Source organism: Burkholderia sp. AU17457, from assembly GCF_002223255.1.
Taxonomy (GTDB): domain Bacteria; phylum Pseudomonadota; class Gammaproteobacteria; order Burkholderiales; family Burkholderiaceae; genus Burkholderia; species Burkholderia sola.
The window spans coordinates 1,090,154-1,115,634 of record NZ_NKFB01000005.1; the positions used below are offsets into that span (position 1 = coordinate 1,090,154).

Here is a 25,481-nt window from a genome sequence, read left to right on the forward strand (position 1 = left end):
AAGGATGGCCCGCTCATGAACTTCCTGCATCTCGTGTCGTACTTCTTCGGCGGCGCGTGTCTCGCGAACGCCGTGCCGCATCTCGTCAGCGGGCTGCGCGGCGAGCCGTTCCAGACGCCGTTCGCGCATCCGCCCGGGCGCGGGCTGTCGTCGTCCACCGTGAACGTGGTGTGGGGCGTCGTGAACCTCGTCATTGCTTATGCGCTCGTGCGCCGGGTCGGCGATTTCGACCTGAAGATCACCGCCGACGCGGCGGCGTTCGGGCTCGGCATCCTCGTGCTCGGCCTGTTCCTCGCGCGGCATTTCGGCGAACTGCACGGCGGCAACGCGCCCGGCCGGGTGCGGCGATGAGCGTGCCGGCCGCGGGCGTATTTCGCTCGCTTCGCAGCTTCAACTATCGCGTGTGGGCGATCGGCTCGCTGGTGTCGAACATCGGCACATGGATCCAGCGCACCGCGCAGGACTGGCTCGTCCTCACGCAGCTCACGCATCACGACGCATCGGCGGTCGGCACGGTGATGGCGCTGCAGTTCGGCCCGCAATTGCTGCTGTTGCCGTGGACCGGCTATGCGGCCGACCGCTTCGACCAGCGCAAGCTGCTGATGGCCACGCAGGCGCTGATGGGTGCGCTGGCGCTCGTGCTCGGCGTGCTGACGGTCACCGGCGCCGTGCGGCTCGAGCACGTGTATGTGTTCGCGTTCCTGTTCGGCTGCGCGTCGGCGTTCGACGCGCCGGTGCGGCAGACCTTCGTCGCGGAACTCGTCGGCGACCGCGAGCTCGCGAACGCGGTCGCGCTCAATTCGACGTCGTTCAACGCCGCGCGGATGGTCGGCCCGGCGGCGGCCGGCTTCCTGATCGCATCGGTCGGCACCGGCTGGGCGTTTCTCGCGAACGGGCTCAGCTTCTTCGCGGTGCTGGCGTCGCTGTCGCGGCTTCGGGAAGACGAATTGCGCACGAACGTACGGGCAGGCCGCTCGCGCGGCAGCCTGCTCGACGGATTCCGCTACGTATGGCACCGCCCGGACCTGACGGCGATCCTCGTGATGCTGTTCCTGATCGGCACGTTCGGGCTCAATTTCCAGTTGTTCATTTCGACGATGGCCGCCAGCGTGTTTCACGTCGATGCGCGCGGGTTCGGCTTCCTGTCGTCGATGATGGCGGTCGGCACGATCTCGGGCGCGCTGCTCGCCGCGCGCCGCGAGCAACCGCGGTTTCGCCATCTGTGGATCGGCGCGACGCTGTTCGGGCTCGGCTGCGCGTTCGCCGCGCTGGCGCCCGGCTACTGGTCGTTCGCCGCCGCGCTGGTGCTGACCGGGATCGCCGCGATCACCTTCATGAACTCCACCAACAGCCTGATGCAGCTCTCCACCGAGCCGGCGATGCGCGGCCGCGTGATGGCGCTGCGCCTCGCGGTTGCATTGGGCGGCACGCCGATCGGCGCGCCGGTGGCGGGCTGGGTCGCGAACCACCTCGGCCCGCGCTGGGCGCTCGGCGTCGGCGCGGCGTCGGGCTTTGCCGCGGCGCTCGTCGCGACCCATTTCGTCACGCGCAAGCGTGCGCAGCCGCGCGCGGCCGACGACGGGGCCTGAACGAAACCGGAGCCGAAGCCGCCGTTACGCGGCCGGCAACACCGCCGCATGCGCGACTTCGAGGCACGACTGGAACAGCAGCGCCGCCCGCGACGGCCGCGGCGAGCGTCGCAGCAGGCTTACGAACCGGCACCGGTAATTGAACCGGTGCGGCGCGATCGGCTGCATCAGCCCCTTGTTTTCGAAACTCTCCGCGTAGTGATCGGGCAGGAAGCCGAGATAGCGGCCCGACAGGATCAGCGTTGCAATCGATTCCTGGTCCGACGCGGTCGCGCTGCGCGTGAGCTTCGCGCGATGGCTGAGTTCCATGTTCGGCGAATGGAAGCCGAGCCCCGCGAACGCGTGGTGGCGGATCGTCGTCCACGTGAGCTTGCCGTGCGGCGCGTCGAACAGCGGATGCTGGCGGCCGCAGTAGAGCAGCATCCGTTCGTCGAACAGCGCCGAATACACGAGGCTGCCCGAGTTGCGGTGCGCGGGAATGATCCCGACGTGGTAGCTGCCGTCGATGACCCCGCGCTCGACCTCGTTGATCGACGCGACGTGCAGGTTCAGCGCGACGTCCGGCGCTTCGTCCGCGAACTGGCGAATCGCGTCGCCCAGGCGCGCATGCGGGTTGGTCGCCGTCTTGTCGAACACCGCGATGTGCAGTTCTCCGCCCATCTTGTCGTGAATACCATCGATTCTGCTGCGAAATGCCTCCATCGACGCGAGCAGTCGCAGCGTTTCCTCGTACACCGTCTGTCCTTCGGGCGTCAGCGTGAAGCCTGCGCGGCCGCGCCGGCACAGCACGAGGCCGAGCCGCGTCTCCAGATCCTTCACGTGCCGGCTGATCGTCGAGATGCCGATATTCAGTTCCAGTTCGGCGGCGGCCATCCCGCCGCACTGCACGACGCCCTTGAAGACCCGCAGCAGGCGGAGATCCATGTCGCTGAGCTGCCCGAGCAACGCGCGGCTCTTCGGTTTCTTTGCTTGCATAGTTGCGCAAGTGAACATTGATATTGCGATATTCAAAAGACTAATTGGCGTCCCGACAATGCGCAATATCAATACGAGAAGGAGGGGCGCGCCGCGCCGACCGACATGACCGACATCACCACCGCGCAGCACGACGACACGAACCTCCGCACCGACGCCGCATGGCTCGACGCGCACTGGATGCCGTTCACGGCCAATCGCCAGTTCAAGGCCGATCCGCGCCTGATCGTGTCCGGCAAGGGCGCGTATTACACCGACGGCGAAGGCCGCAAGATCTTCGACGGCCTGTCGGGCCTCTGGTGCACGGGCCTCGGTCACGGCCGCACGGAAATCGTCGAAGCCGTGAGCCGTCAGGTCGCGCAGCTCGACTACGCGCCGGCCTTCCAGTTCGGCCATCCGAAATCGTTCGAGCTCGCCAACAAGATCAAGGAACTGACGCCGGCCGGGCTCGACTACGTGTTCTTCACGGGCTCGGGCTCGGAAGCGGCCGACACGTCGCTGAAGCTGGCCCGCGCGTACTGGCGTGCGAAGGGCAAGGGCACGAAGACGCGCCTGATCGGCCGGGAGAAGGGGTACCACGGCGTGAACTTCGGCGGCATCTCGGTCGGCGGGATCGGGCCGAACCGCAAGCTGTTCGGCCAGGGCCTCGACGCCGATTTCCTGCCGCATACGCAACTGGCCGAGAACAAGTTCTCGCGCGGCATGCCGGAACACGGCGCGGAGCTGGCCGACCGCCTGCTCGAGCTGATCGCGCTGCACGACGCGTCGAACATCGCGGCCGTGATCGTCGAACCGTTCTCCGGTTCGGCGGGCGTGGTCGTGCCGCCGAAGGGCTATCTGAAGCGCCTGCGCGACATCTGTACCGCGCACGACATCCTGCTGATCTTCGACGAGGTCATCACGGGCTTCGGCCGGGCCGGCGCGATGACGGGCGCCGACGCCTTCGGCGTGGTGCCGGACATCATGAACTTCGCGAAGCAGGTGACGAACGGCGTGCAGCCGCTCGGCGGCGTGATCGCGACGAAGGAAATCTACGACACGTTCATGGCCGCGGGCGGCCCCGAGTACATGCTCGAGTTCCCGCACGGCTACACGTATTCGGCGCACCCGGTCGCGTGCGCGGCCGGCGTCGCGGCGCTCGACCTGCTGGTGAAGGAAGACGCGGTGGCCCGCGTGCGCGATCTCGCGCCGCATTTCGAGGCGGCCGTGCACGGGCTGAAGGGCCAGCGTCACGTCGCGGACATCCGCAACTACGGGCTGGCCGCCGGCCTGACGATCGCCGCGCTGCCGGGCGAGCCGGCACGGCGCCCGTACGAGATCGCGATGCGCTGCTGGGCGAAGGGCTTCTACGTGCGCTACGGCGGCGACACGATCCAGCTCGCGCCGCCGTTCATCGCCGAGAAGCGCGAGATCGACAACCTGGTCAACGCGCTGTCCGACGCGCTGAACGAAGTGGATTGAGCCACTGCTCGCCCGCAGCGACAACCGAATTCACGAAAGAGCTCCAGACATGAAACACGACAGCAATGTGACCTCCACCGTCGGCCACCTGATCGACGGCAAGCGCGTCGACGGCGGCAGCCGGGTCCAGCCGGTGTTCGACCCGGCCACCGGCGAGTCGCACAAGAGCGTCGCGCTCGCCGACAAGCTGACCGTCGAAGCCGCGATCGCGTCCGCGCAGGCCGCGTTCCCGGCATGGCGCAACACGCCGCCGCTGAAGCGTGCCCGCGTGATGAGCCGCTTCAAGACGCTGCTCGAGGAGCACGCGGAAGAATTGTGCGCGCTGATCACGGCCGAGCACGGCAAGGTGCTCGCCGATGCGATGGGCGAACTGCAGCGCGGGATCGAGAACGTCGAATACGCGTCCTATGTGCCCGAACTGCTGAAGGGCGAGCACAGCAAGAACGTCGGTCCCGCGATCGATTCGTGGAGCGAGTTCCAGGCGCTCGGCGTTGCCGCCGGCATCACGCCGTTCAACTTCCCGGTGATGGTGCCGCTGTGGATGTGGCCGATGGCCGTCGCATGCGGCAACACGTTCGTGCTGAAGCCGTCGGAGCGCACGCCGTCGTCGACGCTGCGCATGGCCGAGCTCGCGCTCGAAGCCGGCCTGCCGCCGGGCGTGCTGAACGTCGTGAACGGCGACAAGGAAGCGGTCGACACGATCCTGGCCGATCCGCGCGTGAAGGCGGTGAGCTTCGTCGGCTCGACGCCGATCGCCGAATATATCTACGCGACCGGCTGCGCGCACGGCAAGCGGGTGCAGGCGCTCGGCGGCGCGAAGAACTTCGCGGTCGTGATGCCGGATGCCGATATCCCCAACGCGGTGAACGCGCTGATGGGCGCCGCGTACGGCTCGTGCGGCGAGCGCTGCATGGCGATTCCGCTCGTCGTCGCGATCGGCGACGAAACGGGCGACCAGGTCGTCGCGGGGCTGAAGGCCGAGATCGAGAAGATGAAGGTCGGCCCGGGCAACGGCGCGGGCGTCGACATGGGCCCGCTCGTCACGCAGCAGCATTTCGAGAAGGTGACGGGTTTCGTCGAAGCGGGCGTGGCAGCGGGCGCGACGCTCGTCGTCGACGGTCGCGGCGTGAAGGTCGACGGTCACGACGGCGGCTACTACCTCGGCCCGTGCCTGTTCGACAACGTGAAGCCCGGCATGCCGATCTATCAGCACGAGATCTTCGGGCCGGTGCTCGGCGTGATCCGCCTGAAGTCGCTCGACGACGCGATGGCGCTGATCGACGCGCACGAATACGGCAACGGCACGTGCCTGTTCACGCGCGACGGCGAGGCGGCGCGCTACTTCAGCGACAACATCCAGATCGGCATGGTCGGCATCAACGTGCCGCTGCCGGTGCCGGTCGCGTACCACTCGTTCGGCGGCTGGAAGCGTTCGCTGTTCGGCGATCTGCACGCCTACGGCCCGGATGCGGTGCGGTTCTACACGAAGCGCAAGACGATCACGCAGCGCTGGCCGTCGGCCGGCGTGCGCGAAGGGACGGTGTTCAGCTTCCCGTCGAACCGCTGAGTCGACGTGCGCGCCGGCTGCATGCAGCCGGCGCGACGTGAGGCGCCGCCGCGGCCCGCCCCGATCGACGATCGGAGGCGGGCTTTTTTACGTCCCCGCAAAACGCGCGGAACGCGGCGAAAGCAGGCTCAAGGCGCGACCACGTGCCACACGTTCTTGAAGTTGTCGCCGTTGCGTTCGCCCTGTTTCATGTCCTTCGAGTAGAAGTACAGCGGCTTGCCCTTGTATGCCCATTGCGGGCTGCCGTCGTCGCGCTTGACGATCGTGTAGGGGCCGACCGGTACGTCGGTCGCGCTGGCCTTGTACGGCGGCCAGAGGGTTTCGCATGGGCCCGAACAGGCGCTGGTGCCGGCGTTGGGCTTGTCCTTGTCGAACGTGTAGACGGTCATCCCGTTCGCGGCGACGAGTGCGCCGTTTTCTTCCTTCGTGATGGAACCCTGGGCCGTGGCCGAAGCTGACGCAATGGCGAGCAGGGCGGAGCTGACGAGCAGCGCGGCTTTCATGAGTGCCTCCTGATAATCCGGTGGGCGGCCGCGATCGCGTGCACGGGCGAGCGTGCGCCGGAATCGCGATGAATGGTGCCGGAGCACGGCGCCGTCGCCGCCCGCCCGCGTGAGCGACGCCCGGGCGACTGGCGGCAAATGGAGCGCCTTATTCACGATAGGCGGTTTTTGGCGGGGCTGCGAGAAGATCGGGGGCATATCGGCGGCCTGCACGCCGCGCGCAACGGCGCGACGATCGTCGTCGTGCCCGGGTATTCCGCATCCGTCCCCGAACGTACGCCGCGCATGCGTTGCGGCGGCAACGACCCCGATACGGGTTTGCGTGGATGACATCGCGCGGATTCCGCCGGAATATTTCCGTCAGCGCGAGCCCGGCTCGCGCCGATCCTTCCGGGAGGTGATGACGATGCTTGAGGATCCAGGCGATGTAGCGCGCGCCAGCTATCGCGCGTATGTCGACAAGGACCGCGACGCGATCGAAGCGCTGATCGCGCCGGACTTCCATTTCACGAGCCCGCTCGACAACCGGCTCGATCGCGACGCGTATCTGGCGCGCTGCTGGCCGAACAGCGCGATGCTCGCCAGTTTCGAATTCGTCGACGTCGCTGTGCACGGCGAATACGTGTACGTCGTATACGAAGCCGTCACGACCGCCGGCAGGCGGTTCCGCAATGCCGAACGGTTGCGCGTGCGCGATGGCCGGATCGTCGAGGCCGAGGTGTATTTCGGCTGGTACGTGCCGCACCCGGCGCCGGATGGCGGGTTCATCGAATCGGGCACGTGAACGCGATCGCGCGGCGCGAAGCTGACGTTTCGCCGTCGCGAGCCGCCCGCGAAGGGCTGCCTGCCGGGGCGTCGCCGGTCGACGGCGCGCGCGCCGCTCAACCGGCTGCGTCGTTTTCCCCCAGCGCCTGAATGAACCGCGAAAACAGCTCCGGCTGCGACGAGATTCCGAGCTTCGCGTAAAGGTGCCGCCGATGCACCTTCACCGTTTCGGGTGATATCGCGAGCCGTTCCGCGATCGCCTTCGACGAATTGCCGCGCAGCACCATGCGTGCGATCGCCATCTCGCGATCGGTCAGCACACCCGCGCCGAAGCGCGCGAGCGCCTGCTCGACGCGCGCGCCGAGGTCCGCGTCGGGCGTGGCGCGCGCGGCATCGCCCACCAGCCGCCAATGCTGGCGGATAACGGCGAGCACCCACGGCATCGCGGCCGTCAGCTTGCCGAGCGGCTCGACGTCGAAGCGCGTCGACGCACCGAGCGACAGCGACAGCAGCGTGTCGGCGTTCGGCCGCACGAGAATCTGGATCTCGTCGTCGCCGACCGCATCGCGAAAGTAGCTGAGGAAATATTCGCTCTGCCGGAACAGGTCGGGCGCGACTTCCTCGAGCCGGTAGCAGCCGTCGGCGAGCCCGTCGTGCGCGGCCTGCAGAAACGGATCGAGCAGATATAACCCGTTCAGGTAAAGCGGCACCGGCGACGCGGTGTCGGCGCCGCCCGTGTCGTATTCGTCGAGCACGAGCGGCACGCCGTCGCGGCCGATCGCGGTCGCGAGCGCGTTGTCGAACGGCGCCATTTCGTTGAGCAACAGCACGAGGAACCGCCAGAAACGCGGTTGGCCGAGATGATCGATCGCGCGGCCGAGCGCCTGGTGCATCGCGATTTCGGAAAAGAGACGATCCATACCACCACCGGAAGGGCGTAACACGAAGGGGGAATAGCGGTCCTGAAATTGGCTTCCTAGACTGCCACGCAATCAATCGGGCCCGAGTATGGGTGTTCAAAAAAAGGCGGCAAAGGAACAAAGGAGCACGAAATGGCGATGATGTCGGAATCGACGGGCACGCTGCAAGCGGCCTCTGCAACGGAAGATGTGCCGTGCGCGCTGTCGCAGACGCTCAGCGTGCGCGACGCAGTGATGATCACCGTATCGGGCGTGACCCCGGCCAGCTCGATCTTCGTGATCGCGCCGTTCGCGATCCAGCAGGCCGGCAGTGGCGCGGTGCTGTCGTTCGTGCTCGGCGGCGTGCTCGCGCTGGCGTTCGCGCTCTGCTATGCGGAACTCAGCGCCGCCCATCGCAGCGCGGGCGGCGAATACGTGATGGCCAAGCGCGTGTTCGGCACGCTGCCCGGCTACCTGACCTTCATCACGGTGCTGTCCGTCAGCGTGTTCATCCCGGCCGTGCTCGCGAGCGGCGCCGCGCCGTACCTGAACAGCGCGCTCGGCACGCACTTCGGCAACCAGTCGGTCGCGCTGACGATCGTGCTGCTCAGCTATCTGCTCGGCATGCTGAACATCAAGACGAATGCGTGGATCACCGGTGCGTTCCTGGTCGTCGAAATCGGCGTGCTGATGCTGATCGCGGGGCTCGGCTTCGGATCGCCGCATCGCGGCGCCGACGTCCTGATCGCACCGGTCGTCGCGAGCGGCAACGCGCTGGTGCCGGCAACGCTCGCGGCCATCGTGCCCGCGATCGGCACCGCGATCTTCTGCTACAACGGCTTCGGCTCGGCCGCCTATCTCGCGGAAGACTTGCGCGGCGGCAACCGCAACGTCGCGAAGGCGGTGATCTATTCGCTGCTCGTGATCCTCGTCGTCGAGCTGGTGCCGCTCACCGCGATCGTGCTGGGCGCACCGTCGCTGACGGAACTGACGAAGAGCGGCGATCCGATCGGCTATGTCGTGCGCTCGCTGAGCAATCCGGCCGTGTCGCGCGTGGTCAGCGGCGGGATCTTCCTGTCGGTGTTCAACGCGATCATCGCGATCGTGATCGCGATGGGCCGCCTGCTGTACAGCAGCGGCCGGCATGCGCTCTGGTCGCGCACCTGCAACCGCGCGTTCTCGACGATCCATCCGCGCCTCGAATCGCCGTGGCTCGCGACGATCGCGCTCGCGATACCGTCGGCCGGGCTCGTGTTCGTGTCGAGCCTCGACGAGCTGACCGCGTTCACGGTCGACCTGTTGCTGCTGATCTACCTCGTCGTCGGGCTGGCCGCGCTGGCGAGCCGGTTCGTGCGTCGCGACGTCGAGCATCATTACCGGATGCCGCTGTGGCCCGTGACGCCGCTCGTCGCGGTGGCGGGCGCCGCGTACACGCTCTACACGACGCTCGCGACGGCGACGAAGCCGACCGACCTGATCATCATCGCCGGGCTGCTGGCCGCGGCGCTCGTGATGTACGTGGTGTGGGCGCGCCACAGCGCGGCATTCCGCGCGCTCTGAGCATCGGATCGACACCGGGCAGCACCGATACACCGAACCATCGAAAGACAGGAGGAATTGCATCATGCGCACGAGGGATCTCGGCATCCGCATCGGACTCGGCACGCCGGGCCGCTTCAACGCGATCACGGACGTACCGGGCGTGCGGGTCGGGCATTGCACGCTGAACGTCGAGAACGGCGACGCATCGATCCGTACCGGCGTCACCGTGATCGAGCCGCGCGCGGGCGCCGCGCACGATTCGCCGTGCTTCGCGGGCGTGCACGTGCTGAACGGCAATGGCGACGCGACCGGGCTCGAATGGATCCGCGAAGCCGGCCTGCTGACCACGCCGATCGCCTATACGAACACGCACAGCGTCGGCGTGGTGCGCGACGCGCTGATCGCGAACGAACGGGAAGCGGCGGCCGGCCGCGTGTACTGGTGCATGCCGGTCGTGATGGAGACCTACGACGGGCTGCTGAACGACATCTGGGGGCAGCACGTGAACGCCGCGCACGTGCAGCGCGCGCTGGCCGCCGCCCAGCCGGGGCCGGTCGCCGAAGGCGGCGTGGGCGGCGGGACGGGCATGATCTGCCACGAGTTCAAGGGCGGCATCGGCACCGCGTCGCGCGTGCTGGCGGCCGATGCGGGCGGCTGGACCGTCGGTGCGCTCGTGCAGGCGAACTACGGCGTGCGCGAGATGCTGCGCGTGGCCGGCTACCCGGTCGGCGAGGTGCTGCGGCACGTGCATTCGCCGTTCCGCGAAGCCGAAGCGAAAGGCGAGGCCGGCATGGGGTCGATCGTCGTCACGATCGCGACCGACGCACCGTTGCTGCCGCATCAATGCACGCGTCTCGCGCAGCGCGCGAGTGTCGGGCTCGCCCGCGTCGGCGGCGGCACCGAGGATTCGAGCGGCGACATCTTCCTCGCGTTCGCGACCGGCAACGCCGGCTTGCCGGCGGTGAACTACGGCAGCAAGGGCACGCCGAGCACCGACGTGCGGATGGTCAACAACGACCACATTTCCGCGCTGTTCGTCGCGGCGGCGGAAGCGGTCGAGGAAGCGATCGTGAATGCGCTGGTTGCGGGCGGCGACGTCGAGTCGCGCGGGGCACGGGTCGAAGGGCTCGGGCGGGCGCGCTTGCTGGATGCGTTACGCGAAGTGGGCTGGCGGCCGGGGCGCGGCGCCTGAAACGGCAAGCGCCGCTTCAATCGAAGCGGCGTGGTGCGGGACGGCGATGCGGCGATCGGCCGGACCGCCGTCCGCCCGCGCATGTCATGCATGCGGTGCGGGCGATGCGGGCCTGGCCGTGACGACGCGGCGTCATGCTCAGCTGCCGAAGTAGATGTTGCAGAAGCTGACGGGGCCGACGCATGCGTTCGGGTCTTCCTGCTTCGATTGCGCACGATCGACGCGGCCTGCGGCCTTGACGGCCTCGGCGCGGTTCGCCTGTTGCGGTGCGGCGTCTGCCGGCGCCGGCTGCGCGTGAGCGACGGCAGCGGTGAGCGACAGGGCAACGAGGGCGAGGTGCAGCGGCTTCATTTTGTTTCTCCTGGGTGAGTGCCAGTCTCGCTGGCAGTGAGGAAACTATAGGCTCGCACTGCTTAAAGATTAATCGCCGCGCCTGTAGAGCTTATTTCCATCGGGAACAACGATCCCGTTGCGCGCGCATCGATCTTCAATGGCGATGCCGGTTGAACGGCGCGTCCTTGTCGAGCAGCGCGCTGCGCATGAAGTGCAGGCAGCCGACGATCCGCTGCATGTTGCGACGCGCGTCGGGCACCGCGTACCACGCCTGCAGCGCGTGCTGCGCCGCGCGGATCGCGAGATTCACGGATTTCAGCGTGCGCGCATGGCGGGCGGGCGTCGGATCGTCGAAGAAGCGCGGCAGTTCGAGCAGCACCGCATCGATCGAACCGGTCCAGCGCAGCGTCTGCGGCGGTTTCGCCGCGCGGAACGCGTGCAGCTCGTCGCGCAGGTCGATGACCGCGTGGCCGATCTCGAGCGTCGACAGCATCCAGCGCAGTGCATCGCGATGCTGCCGCGTGCGGCGCACCAGCAGCGTACGCAGTTGCGCCATCAGGTCGTGCGTGCTCGACTGGAAGCGCTGCGCGAGGCCCTCCGGCGCGCCTTCGCATGCCAGCGTCACCTGGCGGCGCAAGTCGTGCGCGATCCGGCCGGTGAGCCAGGGCATGTGGGTCGGGAACACGACGGCGAACACGAGCGAGCACGCAAGCATTGCGACGACGACAGCCAGCCCGTTGTTGATCAGCACTTCGGGCGTATACGCGATCGTGTTGTCGGGGCCCGCGAGCAGGCAGAAGAACACCGCGAAGCCGATCCCGTAGCCGGACAGGCCGGGCCGCATCGCGAGAAACGCGCCGAGGCCGAGGACGGGGGCGAGCGCCGCGCACAGCAGCGGAAAGCCGTCGATGTTCGGATAGACGTAGCACAGGAACAGGTAGCCCACGGCCGTCGCGAACGCCGCGCCGACGCCCATCTGCGCGACGAACTTCGGCGCGCGCGGCGACGTCGAGCTGAGCGCGCACGCGATCGCGGTGGCGATCACCGCGAGCGAGCCGCTCGGCCATTCGGATGCGATCCAGAACGCGCTCATCGCGCCGACGGCGACCACCGTGCGCAGGAACGCGAAGCCGACGAAGAACGCATTGGTTTTCACCGCGTAATGCGTGACCGAGCGCTCGAACGCATGATCATCCTGGTCGAGCGACGCGTAGGTGTCGACGTAGCCGAGATATTCGCCGATGAACCGGTACAGCAGCTCGATCGCGGTATCGAAGTCGAGCAGGCCGCCGGCCGCATGGTCCTCGATGGCTCGCCGCGACGCGCGCGCGGCCTTCGGCAACGCAGTGTGAAAGCGGCGCAGTTCGAGCAGCGCGCCGGTGGCCGGCGCGATGCCGCGCTGGCGTTCGTCGCGCAACGCGGCGAAGCGCAGGGCGAGCGCGTCGACGTGCGGCGCCAGCGCATCGAGTACCGCGTCCGACTGATTCGCTCGCAGCCGTTTGACGAGCTGGTGCAGCGCATGCAGCCGCGTGCATGCGTTCATGAACTCGCTGTTCAGCCGCGCAAGCCGGCGGCTGCGCGCGCGAATGTGCGGATCCTCGAACGACGCGAATGCGCGGTTCGCTTCGAAACCGACGATGTCGTCGACGAAATCGGCGAAGCGCCGCTCGAAATCGCCGCGCGCGACGTCGCCCGAGAGCGCGCCGGCCGTGAACGCCGCGAACGTCGCGTGGCGCGCGCTCAACGAGCGCATCAGCGCCTTCGCGGAGCTCAACGGCAGGATCAGCGCGCTGACCGCGCCCGAGCACGCGATGCCGAGGGCGACTTCCGCGGCGCGCGTGAGTGCGGACTGGAACAGCGTCTGCGGCGTCATCACGGCCGGCAGGCCGATCAGCGCGGCCGTGTAGCCGGCGAGCACGAAGCCGTACCAGCGGAAGTGGCGGTTGCGCACCGCGAGCGCGATGCAGCCGCCGATCCACAGCGTGATGCCGGCCATGTACAGCTCGGGCTGCTGCGCGAACAACCCGCCGAGCGCGAGCGCGCCGACGAGGCCGGCCGCCGTGCCGAGCACGCGATAGAAGCTCTTCGCGAACACCATCCCCGACAGCGGCTGCATCAGCACGAACACCGTCGTCATCGCGGTGCGCGGCTGCGACATCTCGAGACGCATCGCGATACCCATCGCCAGCAGCGCCGCGAGCACGGTTTTCGCGAGATGCAGCCAGATCAGCCCGTCGGTCATGGCCCAGTCGCGCGCCGCGTTGCCGAGCGGATCGAGCCATCGCCTCCATCGTGCCGGTTCGATGGAAGGTCGCGCGATCGCAGGTTGTGGCTTCATGGAAAGAGGGCCCAAGGCCGACCGCGCGAGGTGCCGCGGCGCGTCCGAACGGGTCCGTTCGACTGGTGAGGCGCCGATTGTAGGAGTGCGGCGCTCGCGCATTAACGCAGCTGCGGGGAAACGATAGTTGCAGCCGGAGTAACAATCTGTCGCATCCAGTGGAGGAAAATGGCGGCTCCGCTACAGGTCGCTCACAGGAATGGATACCCTACAAAACATGCGGGTGTTTTCGCGCGTCGTCGAGACGGGCAGTTTCACCGCCGCCGCGCAATCGCTGAATTCGACGACGGGCGCGATGTCGCGCGCGGTGTCCGAGCTGGAGGCGCGCCTGCGCACCCGTCTGATGAATCGCTCGACGCGCCGCCTCGCGCTCACGTCGGCCGGCGAAAGCTATCTCCGGCGCTGCCGCCAGATCCTCGCCGACGTCGATCGCGCGGAAGAAGAGGCGAGCTGCGCGCACGAGCGCCCGGCCGGCGTGCTGCGCATGCACAGCTTCGCGAGCGTGGGGCATCACTATGTATTGCCCACGCTGACGCGCTATCACGCGCAGTTTCCGGACGTGTCGATCGAGCTGTCGCTGTCGCAGCGCATGCCCGACCTGTTCGACGGCACGAGCGACACGGCCGTCGTCACCGCGTCGTCGCTGCCCGATTCGGAACTCGTGTCGCACCTGCTCGGCTCGACGTTCAGCATTCTGTGTGCATCGCCCGACTACGTGAAACGGCACGGCGCGCCGGCCCACCCGCAGGATCTCGCCGCGCATGCGTGCCTGACGCTGTGTACGCCGGCGTTTCCGACGCACGAATGGGTGCTCGAAGGGCCCGAGGGCGTCGAGCAGATCCACGTCGCCGGGCCGGTGCAGACCAATACCGCCGAATCGCTCGCGCTCGCGATCCGCGACGGCATCGGGATCGGCATGCTGCCGCTGTATTCGGCGATCGACGCGCTGCGCGACGGCACGCTCGTCCGTGTGCTGCCCGCGCATATCCTGCAGAAGATGAACGTGTATGCGCTGTACCCGTCACGCCGCTTCGTCGATGCGAAGGTGCGGACCTGGGTCGAGATGCTGCGCGCGCAGGTGCCGACGATGATCGCGCGCGACGTCGAAATGCTGAACGCGATCGACCGCGAACCGCAGGCCGCCTGAACGCAGGCCGCCTGGACCCGGCGCGCGCATCGGCGCGCGGCGGGTTGCTTCATGCCCATGCCGAAACGGCGTCGCTCGCCACACATGCCGGATGCGAGCGACGCGCGCCGTCACAGCGCGGGCTTGGCCGCCGCGCCTGATTCGGTTGCCGGCTCGCCGGCCGGGCCATAGGCGGCCCGCGCCGCTTTCCGCTCGGCGAGACGCTTCGCCTGCAGTCGTTCCTGCGCCGCGAGGATGTCGTCCGGATAGTTGCCGACTTCACCGCGCGCCGGGTTGTAGCCGACCGATTCGAGATCGACCAGCTCCTGCAGCACCTGCGCGCGCGTGACGGGCGACTTCGCCTGCTGGGCGAACGACAAGGCCGGTGCGGCAAGCATGACGGCAGCGGCGGCGGTAACGACGAGCGATTTCACGAGGTTCTCCTGAATAGGGGGTGGGTGGCCGGATCGACACGCGACGCGCGGCGCCGACCTTCGACGTCAGTCTACGTAGCGAGTCCGCGTGCAAACACCCCGATTCCAGGAGGGCTGCGTTCCAGAAGGAACAACATTGGCGGCGTCGCCCGCGGGCCACCGAACCCGTGGGGGAACACGGGCGCCGCGCACACGGGGGCCGTGCACACGGCCCCCCGGCAGGCGGACGACGTCGCGCAATGCGGATCAGAACCGCGTGCGCATGCCGATCGTGCCGACCACCTGGTTCGCCGTGCTCGATGCGCCGCCCGACGTGTTGATGAACGCCTGGTAGCCGCGGCCCGACGCATGCTGGAACATCGCTTCCGCGTACAGGTCGGTGCGGCGCGACAGCTTGTACACGGCCTGCAGGTTGGCCTGATGCCACTTCGGATCGCTGCCGTGCTTGCGGTCGGGATTCGACACGCTGGCGTCCGTGTATACATACGCCGCGCCGACGCTGACGGCCGGCGTCACCGCATAGCGCACGTTCACGTCGTAGTTGTTGAACGCGATCTGGCCGCTGGAGCCGAACGCGCCCGTGTTGTCGTACTGCGAACGCGTGTAGACGAAGCCGACGGTCGCCGGGCCGAACACGTAGCTGACGCCGCCGCCGTACGTGCGCATGCGGTCCGAGCCGATCGACCAGCCGCCCTGGTTCAGGCTCTTCGCTTCGGCCGAATCGGTCGCGCCGGGGCTCGTGCTCGTCGAGCCCTTCGTGCCGTTCATCTGCAGGTAGGCGCCGGCCAGCTTCAGCGGGCCGTTCGTGTAGCTCGCGGCCACGCTGTACGCGCGGTTCGCGCTGAAGTTCGCCGAGTTGGAGAACGCGTACAGCGCGCCGACCTTGAAGCCCGCGATCGTATCGCTCGTGTACTTGACCGCGTTGTTGATGCGCAGCGAGTGGTTCAGGTTGTCGTTGTCGAACGGATGCGCGAAGCCCGCATCGCCGAAATCGCCGGACGTCGCCGACAACGGCGCGACAAAGTCGACCATCGTGTCGTACTGGCGGCCGAGCGTCAGCGTGCCGTAGCCGGCCTGGCTGAGGCCGACATACGCGTGCCGGCCGAACAGCTTGCCGTCCTGGCCGAGCCCGCCGTTGTTCGCGTTGAAGCCGTTCTCGAGCACGAACAGCGCCTTCAGGCCGCCGCCGAGATCCTCGGTGCCGCGCAGGCCGAAGCGGCTGCCGTTGATCGTGCCGCTCGCCATGCGCCACTGCGACGCGCCGTTCACGTTGTTGGTATAGGCGATGCCGGCATCGATCAGGCCGTACAGCGTGACCGAGCTTTGCGCGTGGGCGAGCGGCGCGAACAGGGCGGCGGCGCACGCGCCGGCGATCAGGGTTTTTTTCATGGTGAAGCTCCTGCGTGTGGGACGGGAAATCAAAGTTCGGCGCAAGTATAGAAATGCGCGTCGCGCGCAAGGGCCGGGCGGCCGCGAGCGCACTGTTCCAGATCCTGCAAGAGTCGTTCACAAAACCGACACGACGTGTCGCGCGCGCGCCGGGCAGGCGATTCTTGCGTGACGGCCGGCCCGCGGCTTCCGTCCGGCGCGGCCCGGCTGTCGTGTCGATGCAACATGCGCGGTACGTGCGCGCATCGCCGCTTTTACTCCATACTGGTCACCCGGACCGCACGGCCGCCGGCGCAGATCGCGCGGCCGTGTCAACGCATACGACAAGAGGCCCCCATGAACCTGTTCAACGTACGCCTGCGCGGCCGCGACGGCCTGTTCACGATCGGCGTCGATGCCGGCAAGATCGCGCGGATCGATGCGCAAACCGGACCGATCGCGTCGACGAATCCCGACCATATCGATGGCGGCGGCCGTCTTGCGATTCCGCCGCTCGTCGAGCCGCATATCCACCTCGATGCGGTGCTGACGGCCGGCGAACCCGCGTGGAACATGAGCGGCACGCTGTTCGAGGGCATCGAGCGCTGGGCCGAGCGCAAGGCGACGATCACGCACGAGGACACGAAAGCACGCGCGCATGCCGCGATCGGCATGCTGCGCGATCACGGGATACAGCACGTGCGCACGCACGTCGACGTGACCGATCCGACGCTCGCCGCGCTGAAGGCGATGCTGGAAGTGAAGGACGAGGCGCGCGGGCTGATCGACCTGCAGATCGTCGCGTTCCCGCAGGAGGGCATCGAATCGTTCGATGGCGGCCGCGTGCTGATGGAGCAGGCGATCGAGCTCGGCGCGGACGTCGTCGGCGGGATTCCGCATTTCGAGAACACCCGGGAGCAGGGCGTCAGCTCGATCCGCTTCCTGATGGATCTCGCGGAACGCACGGGTTGCCTCGTCGACGTGCACTGCGACGAGACCGACGACCCGCATTCGCGCTTTCTCGAAGTACTCGCGGAAGAAGCGCGCGTGCGCGGCATGGGCGCGCGCGTCACCGCGAGCCACACGACCGCGATGGGTTCGTACGACAACGCGTACTGCTCGAAGCTGTTCCGGCTGCTGAAGCGGGCGGGGCTGAACTTCATCTCGTGCCCGACCGAAAGCATCCATCTGCAAGGGCGCTTCGACACGTTTCCGAAGCGGCGCGGCGTCACGCGCGTCGCGGAGCTCGACCGTGCCGGGATCAACGTGTGCTTCGGGCAGGATTCGATCAAGGACCCGTGGTATCCGCTCGGCAACGGCAACATCCTGCGCGTGCTCGACGCGGGCCTCCATATCTGCCACATGATGGGTTACCAGGACCTGCAGCGCTGCCTCGACTTCGTGACCGACCACAGCGCGACGACGATGCATCTCGGCGATGGCTACGGCATCGCGGTCGGGCGGCCGGCCAATCTCGTCGTGCTCGACGCGGACAGCGACTACGAAGCCGTACGCCGGCAGGCGAAGGCCACGCTGTCGATGCGCGACGGGAAGGTCATCATGCGGCGCGAACCGGAGCGCGTGACGTATCCGGATTGACGGGAAGGCGGGCGCTCGCCGCCCGCCGGCCTTGAGTATTCACTGAATGCATCAGTCGATTCGAAAAATACGTTTGTGTCATGAGAGGCGCGGGCCTACGATTCGGTCCTGACGACGGCGTGCAACGTGCGCACCGTCCTTTCCCTCTTCGTTCGCCGACCCCATGCGCCTCGATCTTCCGTCCGCCCCCGCTGCTTCTTCACCGACCGCCAGCCCGTTCGCGCGCATGGCCGTCGTCACGGTCCTGACCGGCATCGGCGCGGGTTTCGGCGGCATGCTGCTCGCGCTGCTGCTGCATGCGATCCAGCACGTCGCATACGGCTACAGCATCGCGCACGTGATCGGGGCCGAGAGCTTCCTCGGTGGCGTGAGCGGCGCCGAGCCGCTGCGCCGGTTGGCGGTGCTGGCCGTCTGCGGGATCGTCGCCGGCGGCGGCTGGTGGGCGCTTTACCGATATGGCCGGCCGCTCGTCAGCATCCGTCGCGCGGTGCGCGCGGCCGATCCGCGGATGCCGTTCGTCAGCACGACGGTTCACGCGCTGCTGCAGATCGTCACCGTCGCGCTCGGCTCGCCGCTCGGCCGCGAAGTCGCGCCGCGCGAGATCGGTTCGCTGCTCGCCGGGCGGTTTGCCCACGCGGCGCGGCTCACGCCCGACGACTGCCGGCTGATGGTCGCGTGCGGCGCCGGCGCCGGGCTCGCGGCCGTCTACAACGTGCCGCTCGGCGGCGCGATCTTCGTGCTCGAGGTGCTGCTCGGCACGTTCGAACCGCGGGCGCTGATCGTGGCGGTCGTGACGTCCGCGATCGCGGCGGTCGTCGCGTGGGTCGGCCTCGGCAACGAGCATCAGTACACGGTGCCGGCGTTCGTGCTGAGCACGCCGCTCGTCGCATGGTCGATCGTCTGCGGGCCGCTGTTCGGCTTCGCCGCGTACGGTTTCGTGCGGCTCACGAGCCGCGCGCGCGCGAACGCGCCGAAGGACTGGCGGCTCCCGGTGTTCGCGCTGCTGAACTTCGCGGTGATCGGCGTGCTCGCGATGGGGTTTCCGCAACTGCTCGGCAACGGCAAGGGCCCGGCGGCGCTGGGTTTCGACGGCACGCTGACGATCGGCCTCGCGGCGACGCTGCTCGTGCTGAAGGTGCTGATCGAGGCCGGCAGCCTGCGGGCCGGCGCGGAAGGCGGGCTGCTCACGCCGGGTCTCGCGAACGGCGCGCTGCTCGGTGTCGTGCTCGGTGGGCTGTGGAGCGTGGTGTGGCCGGGTGCATCGCTCGGCGGATGCGCGTTGATCGGCGCGACCGCGTTTCTCGCCGCGTCGATGCAGATGCCGATCACGGCCGTCGTGTTGATGCTCGAATTCACGCGTGCGAATCACGACAGCCTCGTGCCGATGCTGCTGGCCGTGGCGGGGTCGCTTGTGGCGTATCGGCTTGCGCAGAAGCTGGCGGAGCGGCGCGCGACAGCGATCGCAGCCGTCGGCACGCCGGAGGCGGTTGCTCGCTAGCGGGCTCACGCCAGGGCGCGTATACGCATCGATGAGCGCGGCGATCCATCCACGACGTGGCGTAGCTGGAGGGCGACTGGTGCGTACGGGAAGATCATGCGCGAAGCGCCGCTACGAGCGGATCATCACAGAAGACACCCTGACGGACATTCAGCGTCGAATCGACGAGAACGTTGCGCTACTGCGCTAGGGCGTGAACATGCGCTAGGGGCAGGGGTTGCCGAAAGAGAATCGGCGAGACGGGCGTTCGTCGGCTCACGGTATCGCACATGCATGATGGGACCGGCGCTTGGGAGCGGGGCGCCATCGCGGGGCTCGGCGTGCGCGACATCATCGGATATTGCGTGACGACGCTGCTGTTCTCGGGCGTCGTGTTCGTCGCGGGGATGTATCTGTTTGGACGGAGCGGAGGCGAGATGAGGTCGGGGCGAAACCCGCATCTCGCCAGCCCGAATCTCGCTGTCTTCAGCCGCGCGACCGAACGTCGGCGCGCTCGTGCCCGTGACGCAACGCGAGGCTCGCGAATGCCGCGACGACGAGTGCCGCCGCCAGCAGCGTCAGCCCGTTCTTCGCATTGCCGGTCGCCTGTTCGATCGCGCCGACGACGGTCGGCCCGACGAAGCCGCCGAGCAAACCGCAGGTATTCACGAGCCCGAGCCCGCCGGCCAGCGCGCTGCCGGCGAGCCGCGACGCCGGAAACGTGAACACGATCGACTGCACGACGAAAAACATCGACGCGGCCACGCACACGCAGAGCAGCCCCGCCAACGGCGACGCATGCGCGGCGCCGACCATCCCGGCCGCCATGACCACCAGCCCCGCACACAGCATCCGCCGCGAATGACGCGATTCGCGCGCGAAGCGCGGCAGCGTCCCGGCCCCGAGCGCGGCGGCGAGCCAGGGCAGCGACGTCAGCAACCCGACCGCGACCGGCGACAGGCGCCCCGACGCGCCGATGATGCCCGGCAGGAAGAAGATCACCGTGTAGATGGTCAGCTGGTGGCAGAAGTACACGAAGATCGCGAGCCAGATCTGCGGATCGCGCAGCGCGGCGCCGAACGCATGGCCGTCGTGCGCGGCGACGCCCGCGTCCTGTTCGGCGGCCAGCTTGCGCTCGAGCGCGCGGCCGGTTTCCGCGGAGAGCCATGGCGCGGCGCTCGGCCGATCCGGCAATCGCGTCCACACGACGAACGCGAGCAGGATCGCCGGAATGCCTTCGACGACGAACAGCCATTGCCAGCCGTGGAAACCGAGCGTGCCGTCGAGCTCGATCAGCGCGCCGGCCAGCGGCCCGCCGACGATATTCGCGATGCACACGCCGAGCAGGAAATAGCCGGTCGCGCGTGCCCGCTCCTCGCGGCCGAACCAGTACGTCAGATACAGCATCACGCCGGGAAACAGGCCGGCTTCGGCCACGCCGAGCAGCAGGCGCATCACGTAGAACGACGTCTCGCCGCGGACGAACGCCATCGCGACCGACAGCGCACCCCACGTGATCATGATCCGCGTGATCCAGAAGCGCGCGCCGACGCGATGCATGATCAGGTTGCTCGGGATCTCGAAGAGCGCGTAGGTGAGAAAGAACAGCCCCGCGCCGAGTCCGTACGCGGCCGATGAAATGCCGAGATCGACGCCCATCGAATGTTTGGCGAACGCGATGTTGGTGCGGTCGAGAAAACTGATCACATACGCGGCGATCAGCAGTGGCATGAGTTTGCGGAACAGCAGCCGGTTCAGCGACGCATTCGCGTCGGTCGCGGCGGACGACAAGGCCTGAGCGTGATGAGTGGACATGCGGACGACTCCGGTAGGGGCGAACCGGCGCGCACGGCAAGCACGGCGCGCCATGTTCGGCAAATGCCGCTGCGATGCAGGCAGCGGATGGGCAGTCGACGGAGCCGCGCCGGCGGCGCTCGAACGGAGCGGGGCGATCGAGGGCGTCCTGGCGCCGGCCGGCTCGGGCCGGCGCCTTGTCACTGCGCTTGCGGATTCTCGTGTTGGGGGCGCACCCCGGCGATCAGAAGTTCACCGCGTCGCCGCCCTTGAGCGCGAGCATCGCGCGCGCCTCGGCCGGCGTCGCGATCTCGAGCGACAGGCCTTCGAGCACCTGCCGCATTTTCAGGACTTGCGCGGCGCTCGATTCCGCGAGCTTGCCGGGCGCGATCCACAGCGAATCCTCGAGCCCGACGCGCACGTTCGCGCCTTGCGCGGCGCCGATCGTCGCGAGCGGAATCTGGTTGCGCCCGGCGCCGAGGATCGACCACACGTAATCGCTGCCGAACAGGCGGTCGGCCGTGCGGCGCATGTGCATCAGGTCCTCCGGATGCGCGCCGATTCCGCCGAGCAGGCCGAACACGCTTTGCACGAAGAACGGCGGCTTCGCGAGCCCGCGGTCGACGAAGTGCGCGAGGTTGTACAGATGCGAGATGTCGTAGCACTCGAATTCGAACCGCGTGCCGTTCGCGCCGCAGCGCGTGAGGATCGTCTCGATGTCCGCGAACGTGTTCTTGAACACGAGATCGCGGCTTTTCTCGAGATGTTCGCGCTCCCACGGATGCTTCAGCTCGCGGAAGCGCTCGAGCATCGGATACAGCCCGAAGTTCATCGAGCCCATGTTCAGCGACGCGACCTCGGGCTGGAAATGCAGCGCCGGCTGCAGCCGTTCGTCGACCGTCATGTGCGGGCTGCCGCCCGACGTGAGGTTGATCACCGCGTCGGTCTGCGCCTTGATGCGCGGCAGGAATTCGGCGAACACGGCCGGATCCTGCGTCGGTTTGCCGTCGGACGGATTGCGCGCGTGCAGATGCAGGATCGCCGCGCCGGCCTGCGCGGCCGCGACCGCGGCCGTTTCGATTTCGTGCGGCGTCACGGGCAGGTACGGCGACATCGACGGCGTATGGATCGCGCCGGTCGGCGCACAGGTGATGATGACTTTGCGAGCGTTTGCCACGGATGGATTCCTTTCGATGAACGATGCAGGACGCGTCAGAGCACTTCGACGTTGCCGCAGACGGAGATCGCCTGCCCGGTGATGCCGTGCCCGCCCGGCGAGCACAGGAACAGCGCGGTCGCGGCGATTTCGGCCGGGTCGGTCATGCGCCGCAGCGAGATCTTCTCGAGATAGCGTCGCTCCATTTCGTCGTAGCCGATGCCGAGCTGCTGCGCGCGCGCCTCGATCACGCGGCGCATCCGCGGACCGCGCACGATGCCGGGCTGGATCGCGTTCACGCGGATGCCGAGTGGCCCGAGCTCGATCGCGAGGCTCTTCACGAGGCCGACCACCGCCCATTTGGTGGCCGCATACGGCGTGCGGAACGCATAGCCGAGCCGGCCGGCCACCGACGACAACGCGATGATCGCGCCGCCGTGTTTCGACTCGCGCAGCAGCGGCACCGCGCGGCGCGCGAACTGGAATTGCGCGTTCAGGTTGATCGCGACGGTCTGTTCCCACTGCACGGGGTCGATTTCGTCGATGCCGCCGGTCGGGCCGGCGATACCGGCGTTGTTGACCAGCACGTCGAGGCCGCCGAGCCGCGTCGACACGTCGGCGAACACGCGCTCCACGGCGGCCGGGTCGGATACGTCGGCCAGCGTCGCGCTGATCGCGCCGGCCGCGGCGCGCGGCGGCCGGTCGGCGAGCGCCGCGATCGCGGCTTGCGACGCGTCGCACACGTGCACGCGCGCGCCGCATTCGGCGAACGCGTCGGCGATTTCGAGACCGATGCCCGACGCGCCGCCCGTCACGAGGACGCGCAGGCCGTCATAGGGTTTCAGCAGGTCGGAAGCTGTCATGCCGGGTTGTCTCCATCGTTGATGTAGTGGGATGGCGGTCGCGCGCGTGTCGGGCGGCCGCCGCAAGCGGCCGCTACGGCTTCGCGTTCACGGTCCGCGGCGTCCGTTCGGCCCGCAGCGTCTCGGCGAGATCGTGCGCGGCGCCGCCGATGTCGAGCGCGATGCCGGCCCGCACGCCCGCGCCGTCGCGCCGTTCGAGCGCATCGACGATCGCGCGGTGCGCGTCCATCGAGCGCCGCATGTGCGGGATGTCGAGCGCGACCATGTTGAGGAACGGGCCGACGCGCATCCACAGGTTCTCGACGATCGCGAGCGTGTTTTCGCTCGCGCCGTGCGCGTAGATCGCGCTGTGGAACGCGAAATTGCTTTGCAGGTAGGCGCGCGAGCGGCCGGCCTCGACGTGTGCCTGCATCGTCTCGCAGGTCTTGCGCACGGCGGCGATCTGCGCGTCGGTCATCCGCTCGCACGCGCGCTCGGCGATGCAGCCTTCGAGCGCGATCCGCACGTCGCGCAGTTCGTCGAGCATGTCGAGCGTCATCGGCGGGACGACGAGCGCGCGATTCGGGCCATCGACGAGCGCGCGTTCGGCGCGCAGCCGCGTGAGCGCGGCACGCACGGGCATCGTCGACGAGCCGACGGCTTCGGCGACGCTGCGCAGGCTCAGCGCCTGGCCGGGCGCGAACCGGCCGCTCATCAGCGCTTCGCGCAGTTGCTGGTAGACCTTGTCTGCCATCGTTTCCTGTTCGATGGCTTTCAGTGCGGGCGGGACGATACGAGGCGGCAAGGGGCGCTCCTGGGTTTGATCTGCGATCTGTGATCACACTGTGGATGTGCGAAGTTTTGTCGATCGGGGCGGCGGAGTCAAGGCGAACGGGATCGGGGAAAACGAGGGGGTGGGTGGACGAAGAGGCTGTCGGCGACAGTCGGCAATACTTTTCCCGTCGGGGTTTGATCCGATCCTCGAGGCCCGGCGTCGGAGGGCGACGGAGGCGAGCATGCGGGGGCGCGACCATGGTTACTTCAACGAACCGGGCGCGCGGTATCGTTCCGGTCGCGCAAACTTTTGGAGCCTGTCATGAGGGGAGTCCGGATCGCGGCCGCGTTGGCGTGCATCGCGTTTCAACCGGCGATGGTCGTGGCGAAGGACGTCGCACAACCCTCGCCCGAGGCCGGCTCACGTACTTATCTGCAGAACTTCAAGGACATGGTGCTCGCGGAGTGCCTGGCTACCGCGTACAAGCCGGCGCCCGGCACGAGCAAGGACATCGGCAGCAGCATCAGCGCGTTGCGCGACTGGACCTACTACGACATGGAACGTGCGCCGGACGTCATTCACGCGCTGGTCGCGAAGTATCTGGCTCGTGACTATCGGAATCCGGTTGTCGAATCGGAAGTCGCGGATGTGAAGTTCGACTTCCTGAAGTGCATCGACCTGTATCACGGCAAGGAACTGGACGCTGCGGCGAAGCAATTCGTATCGCGCCCGAACCGTACCTACCGGACCGAGCATTCGCCGAAGCCGCAGTAGCGATCGAACGCCGTTGCAACGGCGCGCTGCATGCCGCTTCGCCGCCGCTATTCAAGCGTCCGGATCGAATTGCTGATCCCGCGCGCACAGTCGATCACCGCCGGCGCGAGCTTGCGGCGCGCGTCGTCGAACGTCCAGCGGCTCGTCGGCGCGACCACGTGCACGGCCGCGACCGGCTGCCCCTGGCTGCCGAGCACGGGCGCCGCGATCGACATGTCGCCGATGAACAGTTCTTCCTGGTTGGTCGCGTAGCCTTCGCGCCGCGCGCCCTCGAGCAGCGCGACGAGATCGTCGAGCGCCGTGACCGTGCGCGGCGTATGCGGCGTGCGCGCCATGCCGTCGAGCCGCACACGCGCTTCTTCCGGCGGCAACGCGCTCAGGAACGCGCGGCCGGAGCCGGTGCAGTACATCGGGATACGGCTGCCGATCGGCATGTGGATCGGCACGAACTTCGTCGACACGAAACGCGCGACATACACCATTTCATCCTCGTCCGGCTCGGTGAGGTTGGTGGTTTCGCCGGTCAGGTTCGTGAGTTCGGACAGGAACGGATTCGCGACGTCGATCAACGTATCGGCCGCGAGATAGTTGAAGCCGATCCGCATCACGTGCGGCGTGAGTTGGTAACGCCGCGTGACCGGATGCTTGCGGATGTAGCCGAGCTTCTCGAGCGTATAGACCATCCGCTGCGCGGAGCTTTTCGTCATCCCCGCCGCGTCGGCCACTTCCGCCAGCGTCATCGTGCGCCGTTTCGCGCTGAACGCGCGCAGCACGTTCAGCCCTTTTTCCAGCGACTGGTTGAACAGCAGATCGTTTGCTTGGTCGGGTGACGTTTCCATGGCGAAGGGCGGAATCGATTCGATATCGCATCATATCGTATCGAATATCGATACGCAAAAATCTATTTGCGATGTTTTTGATTCGTTTTAAGATCAAGTCATCGTCGCAGTGTCGATCAGCGACCGGCCGGCG

The 25,481-nt window shown here is 67.8% G+C and carries 24 protein-coding genes and 1 pseudogene; 13 read left to right on the top strand and 12 right to left on the bottom strand.

Annotated features, from left to right (window positions below; translation table 11 throughout):
• Nucleotides 1-15: 15 nt before the first annotated feature.
• Both CFB49_RS22125 and CFB49_RS22130 read left to right on the top strand, forming a co-directional pair.
• Nucleotides 16-351: a hypothetical protein gene (locus CFB49_RS22125; protein ID WP_089492314.1), complete on the top strand. Its 336-nt coding sequence runs from the start codon at nt 16-18 to the stop codon at nt 349-351.
• Nucleotides 348-1,589 carry an MFS transporter gene (locus CFB49_RS22130; protein WP_089492315.1) on the top strand — a complete coding sequence of 414 codons (1,242 nt, stop codon included), beginning with the start codon at nt 348-350 and terminating at the stop codon, nt 1,587-1,589. Before CFB49_RS22125 ends, CFB49_RS22130 begins: the two co-directional genes overlap by 4 nt.
• Nucleotides 1,590-1,613: 24 nt before the next feature.
• On the opposite strand, the gene CFB49_RS22135 is transcribed toward CFB49_RS22130, so the two are convergent.
• On the bottom strand, nt 1,614-2,564 hold the full coding sequence (locus CFB49_RS22135; protein WP_089492316.1) for a LysR family transcriptional regulator: 951 nt from the start codon (nt 2,562-2,564) through the stop codon (nt 1,614-1,616).
• Nucleotides 2,565-2,669: 105 nt separating this feature from the next.
• Between CFB49_RS22135 and CFB49_RS22140 the strand changes: the two genes are divergently transcribed.
• Both CFB49_RS22140 and CFB49_RS22145 read left to right on the top strand, forming a co-directional pair.
• Entirely contained in the window at nt 2,670-4,025 is a 1,356-nt protein-coding gene (locus tag CFB49_RS22140; protein ID WP_069616504.1) for an aspartate aminotransferase family protein, read from the top strand.
• Nucleotides 4,026-4,074: 49 nt separating this feature from the next.
• On the top strand, nt 4,075-5,592 hold the full coding sequence (locus CFB49_RS22145) for a CoA-acylating methylmalonate-semialdehyde dehydrogenase (protein WP_089492317.1): 1,518 nt from the start codon (nt 4,075-4,077) through the stop codon (nt 5,590-5,592).
• Nucleotides 5,593-5,720: 128 nt separating this feature from the next.
• Here the strand turns inward: CFB49_RS22145 and CFB49_RS22150 are convergent, their stop codons facing one another.
• Complete coding sequence (locus CFB49_RS22150) at nt 5,721-6,095, bottom strand: COG4315 family predicted lipoprotein (protein WP_069616506.1); 375 nt, start codon at nt 6,093-6,095, stop codon at nt 5,721-5,723.
• A 72-nt stretch (nt 6,096-6,167) separates the two neighbouring features.
• Between CFB49_RS22150 and CFB49_RS35870 the strand changes: the two genes are divergently transcribed.
• Complete coding sequence (locus CFB49_RS35870; protein WP_143329307.1) at nt 6,168-6,425, top strand: hypothetical protein; 258 nt, start codon at nt 6,168-6,170, stop codon at nt 6,423-6,425.
• A 76-nt stretch (nt 6,426-6,501) separates the two neighbouring features.
• A complete protein-coding gene (locus CFB49_RS22155) occupies nt 6,502-6,879 on the top strand; it encodes a nuclear transport factor 2 family protein (RefSeq protein ID WP_089492821.1) in 378 nt (125 codons plus the stop codon).
• A gap of 97 nt (nt 6,880-6,976) precedes the next feature.
• On the opposite strand, the gene CFB49_RS22160 is transcribed toward CFB49_RS22155, so the two are convergent.
• Nucleotides 6,977-7,780, bottom strand: a complete 804-nt coding sequence (locus CFB49_RS22160; protein ID WP_069616507.1) for a helix-turn-helix transcriptional regulator — start codon at nt 7,778-7,780, stop codon at nt 6,977-6,979.
• 132 nt (nt 7,781-7,912) lie between these two features.
• Between CFB49_RS22160 and CFB49_RS22165 the strand changes: the two genes are divergently transcribed.
• On the top strand, nt 7,913-9,319 hold the full coding sequence (locus tag CFB49_RS22165; RefSeq protein WP_089492318.1) for an APC family permease: 1,407 nt from the start codon (nt 7,913-7,915) through the stop codon (nt 9,317-9,319).
• A 64-nt stretch (nt 9,320-9,383) separates the two neighbouring features.
• The gene (locus CFB49_RS22170) at nt 9,384-10,493 is read left to right on the top strand and encodes a P1 family peptidase (RefSeq protein ID WP_089492319.1); all 1,110 of its coding nucleotides are present in this window, start codon (nt 9,384-9,386) and stop codon (nt 10,491-10,493) included.
• A gap of 138 nt (nt 10,494-10,631) precedes the next feature.
• Here CFB49_RS22170 and CFB49_RS22175 read toward each other — a convergent pair whose 3' ends face one another.
• A complete protein-coding gene (locus CFB49_RS22175) occupies nt 10,632-10,844 on the bottom strand; it encodes a hypothetical protein (protein WP_069616510.1) in 213 nt (70 codons plus the stop codon).
• 136 nt (nt 10,845-10,980) lie between these two features.
• On the bottom strand, nt 10,981-13,164 hold the full coding sequence (locus tag CFB49_RS22180; protein WP_089492320.1) for an FUSC family protein: 2,184 nt from the start codon (nt 13,162-13,164) through the stop codon (nt 10,981-10,983).
• Nucleotides 13,165-13,363: 199 nt separating this feature from the next.
• On the opposite strand from CFB49_RS22180, the gene CFB49_RS22185 reads away from it, so the two are divergent.
• On the top strand, nt 13,364-14,311 hold the full coding sequence (locus CFB49_RS22185) for a LysR family transcriptional regulator (protein WP_089492321.1): 948 nt from the start codon (nt 13,364-13,366) through the stop codon (nt 14,309-14,311).
• A gap of 110 nt (nt 14,312-14,421) precedes the next feature.
• On the opposite strand, the gene CFB49_RS22190 is transcribed toward CFB49_RS22185, so the two are convergent.
• On the bottom strand, nt 14,422-14,724 hold the full coding sequence (locus CFB49_RS22190; protein ID WP_069616513.1) for a DUF4148 domain-containing protein: 303 nt from the start codon (nt 14,722-14,724) through the stop codon (nt 14,422-14,424).
• Nucleotides 14,725-14,970: 246 nt separating this feature from the next.
• Nucleotides 14,971-16,113, bottom strand: a complete 1,143-nt coding sequence (locus tag CFB49_RS22195; RefSeq protein WP_089492322.1) for a porin — start codon at nt 16,111-16,113, stop codon at nt 14,971-14,973.
• A gap of 336 nt (nt 16,114-16,449) precedes the next feature.
• Here CFB49_RS22195 and codA point away from each other — a divergent pair, with 336 nt between their 5' ends.
• From codA to CFB49_RS35875, 3 genes and pseudogenes are all read left to right on the top strand, one after another.
• Nucleotides 16,450-17,691 (top strand): cytosine deaminase, encoded by a 1,242-nt coding sequence (gene codA / locus CFB49_RS22205; protein ID WP_089436441.1) that lies wholly within the window; start codon nt 16,450-16,452, stop codon nt 17,689-17,691.
• A 163-nt stretch (nt 17,692-17,854) separates the two neighbouring features.
• Nucleotides 17,855-19,189: a chloride channel protein gene (locus CFB49_RS22210; RefSeq protein ID WP_089492323.1), complete on the top strand. Its 1,335-nt coding sequence runs from the start codon at nt 17,855-17,857 to the stop codon at nt 19,187-19,189.
• 302 nt (nt 19,190-19,491) lie between these two features.
• Nucleotides 19,492-19,587 (top strand): annotated as a pseudogene (locus tag CFB49_RS35875) (TIGR00366 family protein); the annotation flags it as partial.
• 67 nt (nt 19,588-19,654) lie between these two features.
• Here the strand turns inward: CFB49_RS35875 and CFB49_RS22215 are convergent.
• From CFB49_RS22215 to CFB49_RS22230, 4 genes are all read right to left on the bottom strand, one after another.
• The gene (locus CFB49_RS22215) at nt 19,655-20,983 is read right to left on the bottom strand and encodes an MFS transporter (RefSeq protein WP_069616517.1); all 1,329 of its coding nucleotides are present in this window, start codon (nt 20,981-20,983) and stop codon (nt 19,655-19,657) included.
• Between the two features lie 223 nt (nt 20,984-21,206).
• On the bottom strand, nt 21,207-22,139 hold the full coding sequence (locus CFB49_RS22220) for a 3-keto-5-aminohexanoate cleavage protein (RefSeq protein WP_006482842.1): 933 nt from the start codon (nt 22,137-22,139) through the stop codon (nt 21,207-21,209).
• 35 nt (nt 22,140-22,174) lie between these two features.
• Complete coding sequence (locus CFB49_RS22225) at nt 22,175-22,981, bottom strand: SDR family oxidoreductase (protein WP_089492324.1); 807 nt, start codon at nt 22,979-22,981, stop codon at nt 22,175-22,177.
• A 73-nt stretch (nt 22,982-23,054) separates the two neighbouring features.
• Nucleotides 23,055-23,765, bottom strand: a complete 711-nt coding sequence (locus tag CFB49_RS22230) for a GntR family transcriptional regulator (RefSeq protein WP_069616519.1) — start codon at nt 23,763-23,765, stop codon at nt 23,055-23,057.
• Nucleotides 23,766-24,056: 291 nt separating this feature from the next.
• Between CFB49_RS22230 and CFB49_RS22235 the strand changes: the two genes are divergently transcribed.
• The gene (locus CFB49_RS22235; RefSeq protein ID WP_089492325.1) at nt 24,057-24,509 is read left to right on the top strand and encodes a type VI secretion system amidase immunity protein Tai4; all 453 of its coding nucleotides are present in this window, start codon (nt 24,057-24,059) and stop codon (nt 24,507-24,509) included.
• Nucleotides 24,510-24,556: 47 nt separating this feature from the next.
• Here the strand turns inward: CFB49_RS22235 and CFB49_RS22240 are convergent, their stop codons facing one another.
• Nucleotides 24,557-25,348, bottom strand: coding sequence for an IclR family transcriptional regulator (locus CFB49_RS22240; protein WP_069616521.1), 792 nt, complete (start codon nt 25,346-25,348; stop codon nt 24,557-24,559).
• Nucleotides 25,349-25,481: the final 133 nt, after the last annotated feature.